At 39.7% G+C, this 13,781-nt stretch carries 14 protein-coding genes; 13 read left to right on the top strand and 1 reads right to left on the bottom strand.

Annotated elements, in window-relative coordinates:
- Positions 1–26 precede the first annotated feature (26 nt).
- Together lysA and ACFPZG_RS09135 are read left to right on the top strand one after the other, a co-directional pair.
- Positions 27–1,355, top strand: a complete 1,329-nt coding sequence (lysA, locus tag ACFPZG_RS09140; RefSeq protein ID WP_283731800.1) for a diaminopimelate decarboxylase — start codon at positions 27–29, stop codon at positions 1,353–1,355.
- Between the two features lie 228 nt (positions 1,356–1,583).
- Entirely contained in the window at positions 1,584–1,946 is a 363-nt protein-coding gene (locus ACFPZG_RS09135) for a GNAT family N-acetyltransferase (RefSeq protein WP_283734628.1), read from the top strand.
- 14 nt (positions 1,947–1,960) lie between these two features.
- Here the strand turns inward: ACFPZG_RS09135 and ACFPZG_RS09130 are convergent, their stop codons facing one another.
- A complete protein-coding gene (locus ACFPZG_RS09130) occupies positions 1,961–2,467 on the bottom strand; it encodes a DUF309 domain-containing protein (RefSeq protein ID WP_317940062.1) in 507 nt (168 codons plus the stop codon).
- A gap of 92 nt (positions 2,468–2,559) precedes the next feature.
- Between ACFPZG_RS09130 and ACFPZG_RS09125 the strand changes: the two genes are divergently transcribed.
- From ACFPZG_RS09125 to ACFPZG_RS09075, 11 genes are all read left to right on the top strand, one after another.
- Positions 2,560–3,324, top strand: coding sequence for a segregation/condensation protein A (locus ACFPZG_RS09125; protein WP_317940061.1), 765 nt, complete (start codon positions 2,560–2,562; stop codon positions 3,322–3,324).
- Positions 3,308–3,919, top strand: a complete 612-nt coding sequence (scpB, locus tag ACFPZG_RS09120; protein WP_283731802.1) for an SMC-Scp complex subunit ScpB — start codon at positions 3,308–3,310, stop codon at positions 3,917–3,919. The genes ACFPZG_RS09125 and scpB overlap by 17 nt, the downstream gene beginning before the upstream one ends.
- Positions 3,916–4,929 carry a D-alanyl-D-alanine carboxypeptidase family protein gene (locus tag ACFPZG_RS09115; protein ID WP_317940060.1) on the top strand — a complete coding sequence of 338 codons (1,014 nt, stop codon included), beginning with the start codon at positions 3,916–3,918 and terminating at the stop codon, positions 4,927–4,929. The genes scpB and ACFPZG_RS09115 overlap by 4 nt, the downstream gene beginning before the upstream one ends.
- 138 nt (positions 4,930–5,067) lie before the next feature.
- The gene (locus tag ACFPZG_RS09110) at positions 5,068–5,799 is read left to right on the top strand and encodes a pseudouridine synthase (RefSeq protein ID WP_283731805.1); all 732 of its coding nucleotides are present in this window, start codon (positions 5,068–5,070) and stop codon (positions 5,797–5,799) included.
- A 137-nt stretch (positions 5,800–5,936) separates the two neighbouring features.
- Positions 5,937–6,467, top strand: coding sequence for a thiol-disulfide oxidoreductase ResA (gene resA, locus ACFPZG_RS09105; protein ID WP_283731806.1), 531 nt, complete (start codon positions 5,937–5,939; stop codon positions 6,465–6,467).
- Between the two features lie 16 nt (positions 6,468–6,483).
- The gene (resB, locus tag ACFPZG_RS09100; protein WP_317940059.1) at positions 6,484–8,124 is read left to right on the top strand and encodes a cytochrome c biogenesis protein ResB; all 1,641 of its coding nucleotides are present in this window, start codon (positions 6,484–6,486) and stop codon (positions 8,122–8,124) included.
- A gap of 2 nt (positions 8,125–8,126) precedes the next feature.
- A complete protein-coding gene (gene ccsB / locus ACFPZG_RS09095; protein WP_283731807.1) occupies positions 8,127–9,311 on the top strand; it encodes a c-type cytochrome biogenesis protein CcsB in 1,185 nt (394 codons plus the stop codon).
- Between the two features lie 102 nt (positions 9,312–9,413).
- Positions 9,414–10,133 (top strand): response regulator transcription factor, encoded by a 720-nt coding sequence (locus ACFPZG_RS09090; RefSeq protein ID WP_317940058.1) that lies wholly within the window; start codon positions 9,414–9,416, stop codon positions 10,131–10,133.
- Complete coding sequence (locus ACFPZG_RS09085; protein ID WP_283731809.1) at positions 10,126–11,925, top strand: ATP-binding protein; 1,800 nt, start codon at positions 10,126–10,128, stop codon at positions 11,923–11,925. The genes ACFPZG_RS09090 and ACFPZG_RS09085 overlap by 8 nt, the downstream gene beginning before the upstream one ends.
- Positions 11,926–12,003: 78 nt before the next feature.
- Complete coding sequence (gene sigX, locus ACFPZG_RS09080; RefSeq protein ID WP_283731810.1) at positions 12,004–12,531, top strand: RNA polymerase sigma factor SigX; 528 nt, start codon at positions 12,004–12,006, stop codon at positions 12,529–12,531.
- The gene (locus ACFPZG_RS09075; RefSeq protein ID WP_283731811.1) at positions 12,532–13,728 is read left to right on the top strand and encodes a hypothetical protein; all 1,197 of its coding nucleotides are present in this window, start codon (positions 12,532–12,534) and stop codon (positions 13,726–13,728) included.
- Positions 13,729–13,781 lie beyond the last annotated feature (53 nt).

Raw genomic sequence — 13,781 nt, 5'->3', positions numbered from 1 at the left:
ATCAATAAGACTTGGAGGAATGGAATATGCACCTATATGGTACTCAATCGGTGAATGAACTTGGCCATTTGACGATAGGCGGCGTGGATACGGTCGACCTTGCACAAGTATATGGGACGCCTTTGCTTGTCTACGATATCGCTTTATTTAGGGAACGTGCTATAGCATTTAAAGAAACATTCAAAAAAGCTGGCATCAAAGCTCAGGTTGCATATGCGAGTAAAGCATTTTCTTCCATTGCGATCTATGAGATTGCAAAAGAGATGGACCTCTCTCTTGATGTAGTTTCAGGAGGAGAACTATATACAGCGGCTACGGCTGATTTCCCACGTGAGAAGATTCATTTTCACGGGAATAATAAAAGCTATACGGAACTACAGTATGCATTTGATGAAAAAATAGGATGTATTGTAGTTGACAACTTTTTGGAAATAGAAATGATTAAGGAAATTTCTGAAGCTCGTCAACAGAAGATGCAAATCCTCTTACGTGTTACTCCTGGGGTCAATGCTGAAACGCATGATTTCATCACAACTGGACAGGAAGATTCTAAGTTTGGTTTCGATTTAAAGAACGGACAGGCAGATGATGCATTCCTGAAATTGTACAACCACCCATACATTACATTGTTAGGGATGCATTGCCATATCGGCTCACAAATTTTCGAAACAGATGCTTTCCGTATCGCTGCGGAGGCATTAATGTATAAAATGATCGAGTGGCGCGAAAAATTCAAATTCACTTGTTCTGTTCTTAATCTTGGAGGCGGATTTGGAATACGCTATACAGTTGATGATAAACCGCTCGCCCCATCAAAGTACGTTGAGGAAATGGAAAATGTCGTTTTATCGATGACGAGAAAGCATAATTATCCGGTACCGGAGATCTGGATTGAACCGGGTCGATCTCTTGTAGGGGATGCTGGAACTACACTTTATACGACCGGAAGTATGAAAGAAGTGCCAGGCGTAAGGACTTATGTTGCTGTCGATGGAGGTATGTCGGATAATATACGACCAGCGCTTTATGGAGCGAAATATACGGCAGTTACGGCTAATCGGATGATGGCTCCACATTCCGATAGAGTGACGATTGCCGGAAAATGTTGTGAATCTGGTGATAAAATCATTGAGGACGCCTTCATTGCTGATCCTGAAGAAGGTGATCTCATAGCTGTTTTTTGCACAGGTGCATACACATACTCCATGGCCAGCAACTATAATCGTCTCCCGAAGCCAGCCATTGTATTTTGTGAAAATGGGCACGACCAATTAGTTGTCCGAAGGGAAACATATGAAGATATAATTAGACTGGATGTACCGCTTCAAAAGACAGGGCAGGAAGTATCGTTATGAGAAAGCGAAATTTAATCCTTTTCTTAATCATAATCTTCATCGCGCTTATCTGGGGGGCAGTGTACTGGTATTTTATCGCCCCTTTAACAGGATTGGATAAATAAACTTCCTCGGTCATTGATATATCCTCATATATCATGTACGATTAGTTTTGTTCAGCGGAAGTTGCCATTACCATGATGGTTAGCTAACAAATGAGGATTTTTTGAAAAGAAGGGATTCCTAATGATACTTTTACGATATAAAAAGGCATATGAAAAAATTGCAATGGGCTTGCTCTCGTATATGCCTGGAGAAAAGGTCGTTAAAAAACTGCAGGAAACGATTCATAAGTATGAGAATGATGAACATTGGCATCTATATCTTCTAAAACAAGGTGAAGACTTCATTGGCCTTGTCGGGCTAAAAATGGATGAAAATTCTTATACGGTCATGCATTTATCGGTTAATCCATCGTTCCGCGGAGAGGGAATCGGTACAGAAATGATTTTGAAGCTTGGGGAACTCTATCCCGATTTGGAATGTAAGAGTAATGAATATACAAAATCCTTTATGACGAAGTGTTTGAACAGGGAAGATAACCCGAAATAACAAAAAGGAGCAGATCAAATTGGTCTGCCCTTTTTCTTTTCGCGTTCAAGAAGAATATCATTACGATCCCTTAGCATATGTTTATGAATGACAGCATCACTGTTTAGAGGAAGAAGATCCATCGTAGATACAGTTTCATTGACCAACGCTTTTAATCTTTTTGAGTTCAAAGATAGTGTGAAAGGTAAAAACGACTCGGCTTTTTTCACTCTTTCTATGGAATGATCAATGTCATTTAAAAGTTTCTTATAATCGATGCAGTTGGTATCTTTAGAAGCGGGAAAAGCAAGCATCCTTTTTTGAGCTTTTACAAGTGTTCGATTAGCGCCATTAAAATTACCTCTTCGCCAATGGTAAAGTCCTGTAGACAATAGAATATACGCAGTAAGAGGATCCTCTTTCGTATAATTAGGTATTGATTTCCAATACTCTTCTAGTACTTCATGGCATTCGAAGTAGTCTTGATTCCAATTGAAATAACCAATAAACTTTAAGAATAACGGATGATAATATAGTTCCATTTTGTAATCAAATCCTTTCAATTTAACTATGAAAAAGCAACAAGTGGATATATACATAATAAAAATACGCAATAAATGCATGGAGGAATTATATGACATATAAAGTGAAACTAGAAGCCTTTGAAGGGCCTCTTGATCTATTATTACATTTAATCAACCGACTTGAAATTGATATCTATGATATACCGATGGCAGAACTCACTAGTCAATACATCGATCACCTCCATACTATGCGTGTTTTGCAACTGGATGAACTAAGCGAGTATCTGGTGTTAGCCGCCACCCTACTTGAAATAAAAAGCAAAATGCTCTTGCCGGTACATGAAGGAGAAGAGATAGATGAATCATCCGACTTTGAAATGGAAGAGGATCCACGGGACGAACTGGTTGCTCGATTGATCGAATACAAAAAGTACAAAGAAGCAGCAATCTCACTGAAAGAATCTGCAGAAGAACGCTCTGTTCATTTTACGAAACTTCCTGGGGACTTATCGCAATACGGGGAATTGACTGTCCCTGAAACAGAGGACAAACTTAATGTGTTTGACTTAATCGGAGCATTTCAAAAAATGCTTGAAAGGAAAAAACTTCGTGCACCACTGACTGCCAGTATTATGAGGGCTGAGATTTCTGTTAGTGAAAAGATGGATCATATTATGATTATACTTGAAAGGCAAGGCGGCAGCTGCGAATTTGATTCACTATTCGAAGTAGGAGATATAGAAGGATTAGTCGTAACATTTCTATCGTTATTAGAGTTGATGAAAAGGTCAGATATCGTCGTTTTACAAGATGGTAATTTCGAGAAAATGACTGTTACGACCGGGATGGAGGAGAGTTATGGAAACAATCGATGATCGGATCATCGGCATGCTTGAAAGCTTTTTATTCATAGCAGGAGATGACGGTTTAACATTGAAAAACATTTCAACATTGCTTCAAACCGATGATGAGACAGCCGTTATCATTGCCGAGCAACTTCGTTTAAATTATGAAAATCGGTTGAGTTCGGGCATTACGTTGAGGTTATATGGAGGGTCATATCGCCTTGTGACGAAAGCTGAATTTGCAGACGATATTTTGCGTATGCTCGAAAATCCGACAAGAAATCCTATTACACAGGCATCACTTGAGGTATTAGCCATTATAGCGTATAAACAGCCCGTGACACGGGTAGAAATAGATGATCTACGAGGAGTGAAATCCGATGGTCCAATACAAACACTCGTAGCAAAAGGTTTCATCATGGAAAAGGGGCGCTTAGAAAGTAGCGGAAGACCAATCCTTTATGGGACGACCGAATTGTTTTTGGATAAATTCGGGTTAGAGTCAATCGATATGTTGCCGCCATTGGTGGAAAGTAATGATGAACCGTTTGGAGACACTGATTTGTTTATGACAAAATTCCAAGAAGCATTCGAAATGACTGACGAAGGAGGAAACAGTGATTGAAGCGGACGATAATTGCAATTGTCCTTTTCGTATCCCTTGTATTAACACCACTACCAAATGACAGAAAAGATGCCGCATTTGGTGGAAGTGCATGGGCGGTAATCGACGCAGACACGGGCCGTTTGTTGAATGGGTCCAATGAAAATCTTCAGTTGCCAATAGCCAGTTTGACTAAAATATGGACTGCCCTAACTTTTCTTGAAAGTGGTTCGGCAGGCGAGAAGATTACTATTTCACCTGCAGCAGCATCAGCGGAAGGTTCGTCCATCTATACACAACAAGGTGAAATAATGGATAGTGATGCGTTACTTTACGGGTTGATGTTACGATCGGGAAATGATGCCGCATTTGCATTGGCTGAGCATGCTGGAGGATCTGTTGATGGCTTTGTTGACCTAATGAATGAAAAAGCAAAGTTATATGGTTTCGAACGGACAACCTTCAAAAATCCGTCCGGACTTCATCATGAAGAACATCTTTCAACTGCTTATGAGACAGGTCTTATGCTTTATTTTGCGATGAAAAATAATGAGTTTAGAAAAATTGCATCAACCGAGAACTTTGTCTATCGAAAAGGAGACGAAGTAAGAAGTTGGCGAAACAAACACCGTCTTGTTCATACCAATAAAACGGTCATTGCCGGGAAGACTGGTTTCACAAAAGCGGCTGGAAGAACACTCGCAACTTATTTCGAAAAGGATGGCAAAAAACTGATAGTTGTCACGCTGAATAACGGGAATGACTGGAATATACATGAACAATTGGCGAGTGAAACATTTAATACGTATGATCTTGTTACGGTTGCCAAAAAAGGCGAATACCGCATTTTACCCGGAATTACCGGCAAGTTAAAAAAACCCATCGTCTTATTGTTAAATAAGGACGAGGCGGAAAGAGTATCCCATGTCGTATACATTCCACGAAACCAAGGAAAAAAAGGCACCGGAACATGGACCGTCTCATTGGACAATGAACTTCTTATTACAACACAAGTAGACATAAGAAAATAACGAAAAAGAATCAAAAACAATGATAAATAATTGTGTTGACTAGAAAATTTCGGGAAGACTGACTGTATACAGGTCGGTCTTCTTTTCATTTGCGTGGAAATATGACATAATTTTTTGAGGTAGAAAGAAGGTGACGATTTGGAAAGACTACAAAAAGTGTTGGCCCAAGCCGGCGTTGCATCCCGTAGAAAAGCGGAAAAGCTAATCGTCGATGGAAAAGTGAAAGTGAATGGAATCGTTGTTACTGAATTAGGTACGAAAGTTACCCGTAACGACAGGGTAGAAGTTGAAGGAGTCGAGCTTGTTAAGGAGGAGTTCGTCTATTATTTACTATACAAACCGAGAGGATACATATCGACTGTAAGTGATGACAAAGGTAGAAAGACTGTCCTCGATCTGCTCCCGATGGTGGAACAACGGATATTCCCAGTCGGCAGACTTGATTTTGATACGTCCGGAATAATCATTTTAACGAATGATGGTGATTTCTCGTATTTGATGACACATCCGAAATTTGGTATTCACAAAAAGTATGTGGCAAAAGTAAAGGGGATTCCTGAACGTAGCGCGTTGAAAAAGCTTGAACGGGGAATTGAGCTGGAAGATGGCATGACGGCACCAGCAAGAGTTAAGATGCAATCGTTTGACAAAAAAACGGGTACGGCAATTGTTGATATCACGATACATGAAGGACGAAACCGACAAGTCCGTAGGATGTTTGACGCTATCGGCTGTCCTGTACAAAAGTTGAGAAGGGAGTCTTTCGCGATGCTGACTACGCACGGATTAAATGCGGGTGAAGCACGGGAATTGACTACTCATGAAGTAAAGCAACTAAGAGTGCTTGCTGAGACCGGAAAAATCGGATAAATGTACTTCGCGGGTGGCGGTTAGCCACCCAGCATTTTTGATTTTGTCACAAACCTATCATTACTTCTTAAATTTACCTATGGTTGGTTTGCTATAATAGAATAGGAGTACCATTATCGTTAGGGGGGCTATTTAAATTGTCCAAGGCGAATAAAAAGCAGTCACGCCTTATTTTTAGAAGCGTAGTTCTTCTGTTATTGGCGGCAGCTATTATATTTTCTATAGTTTCAAAAGACAAGGTGAAAGTTCTTGCGGTAGGTGATAAAGCGCCGGATTTTGAACTTGTTGACTTAGATGGAAATAAACAACGATTATCTGACTATAAAGGTGAAGGTGTATTTTTGAATTTCTGGGGCACATGGTGTCCGCCGTGTAAACGGGAAATGCCAGATATGGAAGAACAGTATAATGCCTTCAAAGAAAAAGGTGTTCATGTTTTATCAGTAAACAGTGGTGAATCCAATTTAAAGGTGGATACATTCCGGGATCAATATGGTCTTACTTTTCCGATCGTTATAGACAAGGCGAAGGACATCAGAGATCTTTACAATATTCAACCACTTCCAACGACATTCCTTATCGATAAAGACGGAAGAATAAAAAAGATCATCATTACGGAAATGACTAGGGATGAAATAATTTCCTACATGGAAAGCATCCAACCTTAATAAGGAGTTCATAAACATGAGTAAAATCAAATGCCAATGTGGTCACGAAAATCCATTTGGAATAGTGCTCTGTGAACAATGTGGCAGACCAATGACTGAGGAAGCGAAAAAAGCCGATGTCGTTGATATGCGATATGAGGGATCAGCGCGAAGATCACAAACATATAAAAGATCAATTATCGATAAGATATGGAACTTTTTCTCAAGTGTAAAAATTGGTGTAAGCATAATTGTCGCAGTACTTGCGACGTCAGCTATCGGTACATTATTCCCTCAAAAGTTTTATGTACCCGTACGTGAAGAAGAAATGTTAGCTTACTATGAACGGCTATATGGTTTCATTGGAACGCTTTATTATAAATTAGGCTTCTATGATATGTACAATAGCTGGTGGTTTAAGATACTCATCGGAATGCTTGGAACATCCATCATTATCGCGAGTGTGGATAGGGTTATCCCACTCTATAAATCGCTGAAGAAACAGCGGACGAAGCGTCATACTTCTTTCATGAAAAGGCAACGTGTCTACGGCATAGGCTCTTCTGAAAACCCGGATTTGGCTTTGACAAAAGCAGAAGAAAAACTGAAAGAAATGAAATATAATGTGAAGATGGAAGATGGCGCGATATTAGCCGAAAAAGGACGTTTTTCTCGTTGGGGTCCTTATGTCAATCATACAGGATTGATCATTTTCTTATTTGGTATTCTGTTACGCGGCATTCCAGGCTTCTATGTCGATGAGACAATGTGGATTCGGGAGGGTGAATTACGCTCGATACCCGGTGCACCGGAGTTCTATTTGAAGAGTAATGATTTTAGTATGGAATATTATACAAAAGAAGAGGCCTCCGAAGTCTTCGGGGATGCCCTTGATAGAGTAGGCACTATCGTTAAAAATTACCAAACAGATGTAACTCTATACAAATTGAAAGAGGATCTTCTCCCTGGTTCTACGGATATGGATCTTGTGAAGGATTATTCAATAATCGTCAATAAGCCACTGAAATTTGATGGATACAGCATTTTCCAAATGGACTATCGATTAAATGAACTTAAATCAATGACGATGCAATTAGTAGAAAAGAAAACTAATAAGTCTTTTGGTGAGTTTACGATTGATCTTGATGATCCCGAAGGTGTTTATAAGTTGAATGATGGTGCGCAGGTTAATTTGATAGGATATTACGCGGACTATGACGGCGTCGAAAATGGTGAACCTGTCTCGAAATCTCCAATTCCAAACAACCCAGCATTCATATTTGATATGAAAACACTTGAGAAACCACAAGGTGAAAAAAGTTTTGTTGCCATTCGGCAAACTCTAGAGACTGAAGAAAATGCGTATGCTGTTAAATTTGTCAGTGCAGATACTCGTGATATATCAGGTTTGACAATCCGTAAAGATAAGACTTTATATATACTTCTATTTGGTGGACTCATTTTCATGATCGGTGTTTGTCAAGGATCCTTCTGGAACCATAGACGAATTTGGGTTCAAAAAGGGGAAGGCGAGGAATTGCTTGTCGCTGCCCATACAAATAAAAACTGGTTCACTTTGAAAAAGGAATTGGATGAAGTGAAAAACTTCGCCAACTTACCAAAATATGAAGATAGACGGGATAACGAGTCCATTGAGCAAGAGGAAGGAGAAAAATAATTATGAGCCTTGCATCACTAAGCGCTAATCTGCTTTTAGTTTCTTTCATCGCCTATTTGGTAGCCACTCTTTTCTTCGGTGGTGCGGTGAAAGGTGCAAAATCGGAAGCTTCTTATAAAAATAATAGATGGGGTAAAATCGGTATTTCGATAACGATTATCGGCTTCATCACACATGTCGGCTATTTCATTACAAGATGGATTGCATCTGGACATGCACCTATGAGTAATATGTTTGAATTTACTACTGCGTTTGGCATGATGTTAGTAGGGGCTTTCATTCTTATTTTCTACTTGTATCGAACGCCGTCGCTCGGCCTATTCGCATTGCCGATAGCCATCATTATTATTGGCTATGCCAGTATGTTCCCGACAGAGATTACTCCATTAATTCCTGCGCTGCAAAGCCATTGGTTGGCAACTCATGTAATAACTGCAGCATTAGGCGAGGCAATCCTTGCAATAAGTGCAGTAGCGGGTTTGATTTATTTATTGAAGAACGTAGATTTGACAAAAAAGTCGAAAGAACGTTTTTGGCTTGAAGCGGTCATGTTTACACTTATACTTGTACTTGGATTTGTAGTATCCTCTACAACATTCAAAGTGACAGGCTATGAAGCCCACTTTACGTATATTGATAAGAATCAGATGCCTGCAAAAATCGAGTATAATTACCCGCCATTGTTCGGGATGAATGAATATGAAGCACAAACATCTGAAGCAATGACGCCATGGTTTGAAATGCCGGCTATTGTCAATGCGAAAACATTGACGACATTTGTTTGGTCGGTATTTACAGGTACAATCCTATATCTATTGTTACGATTAATTTTCCGCAAACCGATTGCGAGTGTATTCCAACCGTTTGCTAAAAAAGCCAATTCGCAACTTATGGATGAAATCGGTTACCGTTCCGTTCTAATTGGATTCCCTGTTTTCACTTTAGGTGCATTAATCTTCGCTATGATTTGGGCTCATGAAGCATGGTCAAGATTCTGGGGATGGGACCCCAAAGAGGTTTGGGCACTTATTACTTGGCTCTTCTATGCAGCATTCTTACACGTTCGCCTATCACAAGGGTGGGAAGGTAAGAAATCAGCGTGGCTCGCGGTTATTGGATTTGTTATCATCATGTTCAACCTAATTGCCGTGAACCTGATTATAGCCGGTTTGCATTCGTATGCATAAACCGATTGGACTGCACAGCTAATGAAGGGCTGTGCAGTCTTTCTTTTTTTTCAAACAGCTTGTACAATAATAGCAGGAGAGTTGTGAAAGGAGATAATAATTATGGATGAAACTGTAAAATTACTTGTGGTGGATGACGAGGATCGTATCCGTCGCCTTCTGAATATGTATCTTTCCCGAGAAGGTTTTGAAATAGAAGAGGCAATTGATGGAGCAGAGGCAATTGAGAAAGCCCTAGCGAATCATTATGATTGCATTTTACTTGATTTAATGATGCCAGAAAAAGACGGTCTTCAAGTTTTGCAGGAATTACGAGATGCTAAAAAAATGACACCTGTTATCCTCCTAACAGCAAAAGGTGAGGAGTCAGATCGCGTTGCAGGGTTTGAAACAGGGGCAGATGATTATATAGTTAAACCTTTCAGTCCGAGAGAGGTTGTTCTTCGTGTGAAAGCAATTCTTAGACGATCTGTAACGTTCCCTGATGCTACCGCAACAAATAGCTCAAAAGATCTTGTCGTCTTCCCTCAATTAACAATAGATCACGATGCCCATCGAGTAACAGCGGAAGGGAAGGAGGTCAATTTAACTCCTAAAGAGTATGAGTTATTGTATTTCCTAGCGAAGGCACCGGACAAAGTTTTTGACCGTGAACAATTATTGAAGGAAGTTTGGCATTATGAATTTTTCGGAGATTTACGTACAGTTGACACACATGTAAAACGGCTTAGGGAAAAACTCAGCCGTGTATCTGAAAGTGCAGCTAAAATGATTGTAACAGTTTGGGGTGTCGGATATAAATTCGAGGTACCAAATGAATAGGATATGGCATTCAATCGTCGGGAAGCTATGGGCAACCATATTGCTTCTCGTTTCCTTTGTCCTCTTTATCGTTACCGTACTTCTTTTAGAGTTCCTTGACAATTTTCATACAAACCAAGCAGAGGATTCGCTTCGAAGAGAAGCAACGACAATCGGAAAAATTGTTATCGATCATGAAAGTGAATCGGCATTGCGACTGATTATCCAAGATATTTTAGATAACGAAACAAATGCATTAATCGTGAGCTCCGATAAGGAAGTTCAATATTCATTTCATAAAGGGTTGAATGGAGAAAAAATCGAGCAGAAGATTTTATCGGAACCAAAGTTTTTCACAAATTTGAAAGTGAACGAAAAGATTGTGAAAGAAATGATATTACCATCCGTTAAAGATCCTGATGTCATGGAACAATACTTGGTCATTGTATATCCTTTCGAAGAGATGGGTGGCACTTTCAACACCATTGTCATGTACCAAAGTTTAGACGCCGTTCATCGAACAACGAAAAGAACTACACATATTGTTTTCCTTTCAGCTTTTATCGCTTTCATTTTAACAACGATCTTTGCCTTTTTCCTTTCAACAAGAATCACTTCTCCTTTACGAGGAATGAGACAGGCGGCGTTTGAACTGTCTAAGGGTAATTTTGACACCCGGCTTCCAGCAACCCAAAATGATGAGATAGGCCAGTTGGCCACTGCTTTCAACCAAATGGGAAGACAGCTGAAATACCAAATGGAGTTAATCAAGCAGGAAAAAGAACAATTATCAAGTATTTTAACGTCCATGACAGATGCTGTCATTACATTTAACAGAGATTATTCAATTTTACTTAGCAATCCCCAGGCGGAACGACTTTTACAAAAGTGGTATTTTGCAAATGGGGCGAATGATAAGGTACTACCACCTGAAATATTCCATATGTTAGAACATGCCATTTCTTTTTCAGAAGAAGTGGAAGATGAATTGGAATTGGCTGGTCAGTTCTATGGTGTTTCGATTAGCCCGCTCTATAGTGAAAATAGTATCCGTGGGGCCGTTGCGGTGTTACGTGATATGACGGAACAGCATAAATTAGATAAGCTGAGATCTGATTTTATCGCCAATGTGTCACATGAGCTTAGAACTCCTATATCGCTGCTTCAAGGCTACAGTGAAGCAATAATTGACAATGTGGTGACGAGTGAAGAGGAACGAAATGAGATGGTGCAAATCATTCACGATGAATCGAAAAGGATGAGTCGTCTTGTTACGGATCTGCTTGACTTGGCGAGAATGGAATCTGGACATATGCGATTGTATAAAGATCATTTTTCACTAATTCCATTTTTAAATAGGGTTTTGAACAAATTCATGCAAATTGCAAGAGACACAAATGTCGAACTCTATATAAACTATGATGAAAGTGACAATGAAACAATTTTGTTTGCTGACGATGATCGACTGGAACAAGTCTTTACAAATCTAATTGATAATGCAATTCGACATACTCAAGATGGAGGAAAAGTGGTAATAAGTGTCGAAAAGAAGAAGGAGACCGTAGACATTACGGTAGCAGATACAGGCAGTGGGATTCCTAAAGAAGATTTGCCATTCATTTTCGAGCGTTTCTATAAGGCGGACAAAGCAAGGACAAGAGGAAAGGGCGGAACAGGTTTAGGTTTGGCCATTGCAAAAACAATAATCGAATCACATGATGGCCGAATAACTGCAGAATTGGCTCATCCTTCAGGGACTATCTTTAATTGCACATTGCCGTTAGGCCCGGAACAAGCCGATTCAAATTCCTAACTACCAAACAAAAATCAATACCCAAAGTTGAAACTTTTCATCTTGAATTACGACTAATGTATTGAACGGGGGGATTTCGTGGATGACTCCGTTTTCCACAGGCTATATGAGCAATATCATCAGGATATATTCAACTTTCTTATCTATTTAACCGGAGATCGTACTCAGTCCGAAGACCTTATGCATGAAGTATATATTCGGGTGCTGCGTGCATATTCCGGTTTTGAAGGTAAAAGTTCAGAAAAAACTTGGTTGTTTTCAATCGCGAAAAATGTTGCTATTGACCATTTCAGAAAGAAATCTGTTAGGCAAAAACATCATTTCGATAAGTTTGATTGGGAGCAAAGCGAGCTTGTATCTAGCGGCAGTACTCCTGAAGAATTATTATCATTGAATGAAGACATGAAACAATTGCTCTCAGTATTAAACACATGCACGGGCGATCAAAAAATGGTAATTGTCTTACGGTACTTCCAAGAGCTGTCCATTGCCGAAACTGCAGAAACTCTTGGTTGGACGGAAGGGAAAGTGAAGACAACCCAGCACCGTGCCATAAAAGCATTACAAAAGAAAATGAATGCTCTTTCGGAAGAAGGGGGAAGTTGAATGGCAAACAATCAATGGAATGACGACAATCTTAATAAACTCCTTCATTCAATGCCGAAAATCTCGGATGACCGCCCTTCATCGGAAATCTTGGAGCGTCTGAAAAAAGATGATCGATTGAAAAAGGATCGTCGACCAAAAGTGAAAAAGTGGATCCCGAGTATCGTTGCTGTTGCCGCCTTATTATTGCTCTGCTTGCTTCTGCCATCTATGTTAAAAGGTAACCAAGACATGGTATCCGAACCTATGATGGAGAATGCAAGATCAGCTGGGAAGCAAGCGATTACGACGGATAGTAAAGCTGAATCAGCATCAGTTGAAGAAGATAGTGACGCTGAATCAGTTGATGCAACGACATTTTCATCAATGGATATTATGGGAATGAAAAGTCATGTCGTCTTCGCGAATCAAAATAACACGTTTTCATTAAATCTTGGACTCATTCATGAAGCGAATGTTATACCTGTCACTATTCTTATCGGAAGTGACAGGGTTAAGGCTGATTTAGGGATCGATAAACCGGATAGTGTGGAACTTTATAAGGAATATGCAGGAATTTTTGATGAAGAGAGTTATGGGTTCGATAATTATCATCCATATAAAGGGGACTTGACGACATCAGAAAAGACTGTAATTCATAAGCTTCCGGAGAATCATGGGTATGATATGGCACCAGCTACATTCTCCTCGTATGAAGATTCAGCGAGGTCAACATTTACTGATTATGAGGATTTAAAAGTGGTGGATGAAGACGGAATGCCATTGGTATTTGATTATATCGGAAAAGCTATGGACTTTCCCTTAAAACGTCAACTGCCTTATTTCAAGTATGTCATGCCTTCCGGGGAAGTTTATTTAGTTCCGTATGAGAATGGGGATTCTTCTACTGTAACTGAAGCTTTACTGTCAATGAAAAAGGCTGAAAATGACATTGTGAAAGAGGTCATTCCTGCAGGAGTTGACTACCAAGTTACCGAGGTCGATGGAATTGCTGTTGTATCTTTCGATTCTCCTGTAGATTTTACAACTATACCTCAACAAGATGTATTGCAAATGATAGAGGGATTCATGTTGACGGCAAGTAATTACGACGTACAGGTCCAATTGAAAAATATTGAACAGAGTCATTTCGAAAACTATGATCTGACAAAACCATTACCCAAGCCGGTTGGTGCAAATCCAATTTGGCTACCATAATGAAAAGCATTTTGTAAACAGGTGAGTTTACAAAATGCTTTTTTTGATCTACA

It is taken from the genome of Sporosarcina thermotolerans (assembly GCF_042658975.1).
GTDB lineage: Bacteria > Bacillota > Bacilli > Bacillales_A > Planococcaceae > Sporosarcina > Sporosarcina thermotolerans.
This window is presented reverse-complemented; position numbering and strand designations above follow the sequence as displayed.

Coding starts and splice junctions, on each gene's coding strand:
- scpB (WP_283731802.1), top strand. CDS start 3,308: ATGGAAACAATCGATGATCGGATCATCGGCATGCTTGAAAGCTTTTTA.
- resB (WP_317940059.1), top strand. CDS start 6,484: ATGAGTAAAATCAAATGCCAATGTGGTCACGAAAATCCATTTGGAATA.
- ACFPZG_RS09085 (WP_283731809.1), top strand. CDS start 10,126: ATGAATAGGATATGGCATTCAATCGTCGGGAAGCTATGGGCAACCATA.
- ACFPZG_RS09075 (WP_283731811.1), top strand. CDS start 12,532: ATGGCAAACAATCAATGGAATGACGACAATCTTAATAAACTCCTTCAT.
- ACFPZG_RS09090 (WP_317940058.1), top strand. CDS start 9,414: ATGGATGAAACTGTAAAATTACTTGTGGTGGATGACGAGGATCGTATC.
- ACFPZG_RS09125 (WP_317940061.1), top strand. CDS start 2,560: ATGACATATAAAGTGAAACTAGAAGCCTTTGAAGGGCCTCTTGATCTA.
- ACFPZG_RS09130 (WP_317940062.1), bottom strand. CDS start 2,467: ATGGAACTATATTATCATCCGTTATTCTTAAAGTTTATTGGTTATTTC.
- lysA (WP_283731800.1), top strand. CDS start 27: ATGCACCTATATGGTACTCAATCGGTGAATGAACTTGGCCATTTGACG.
- ccsB (WP_283731807.1), top strand. CDS start 8,127: ATGAGCCTTGCATCACTAAGCGCTAATCTGCTTTTAGTTTCTTTCATC.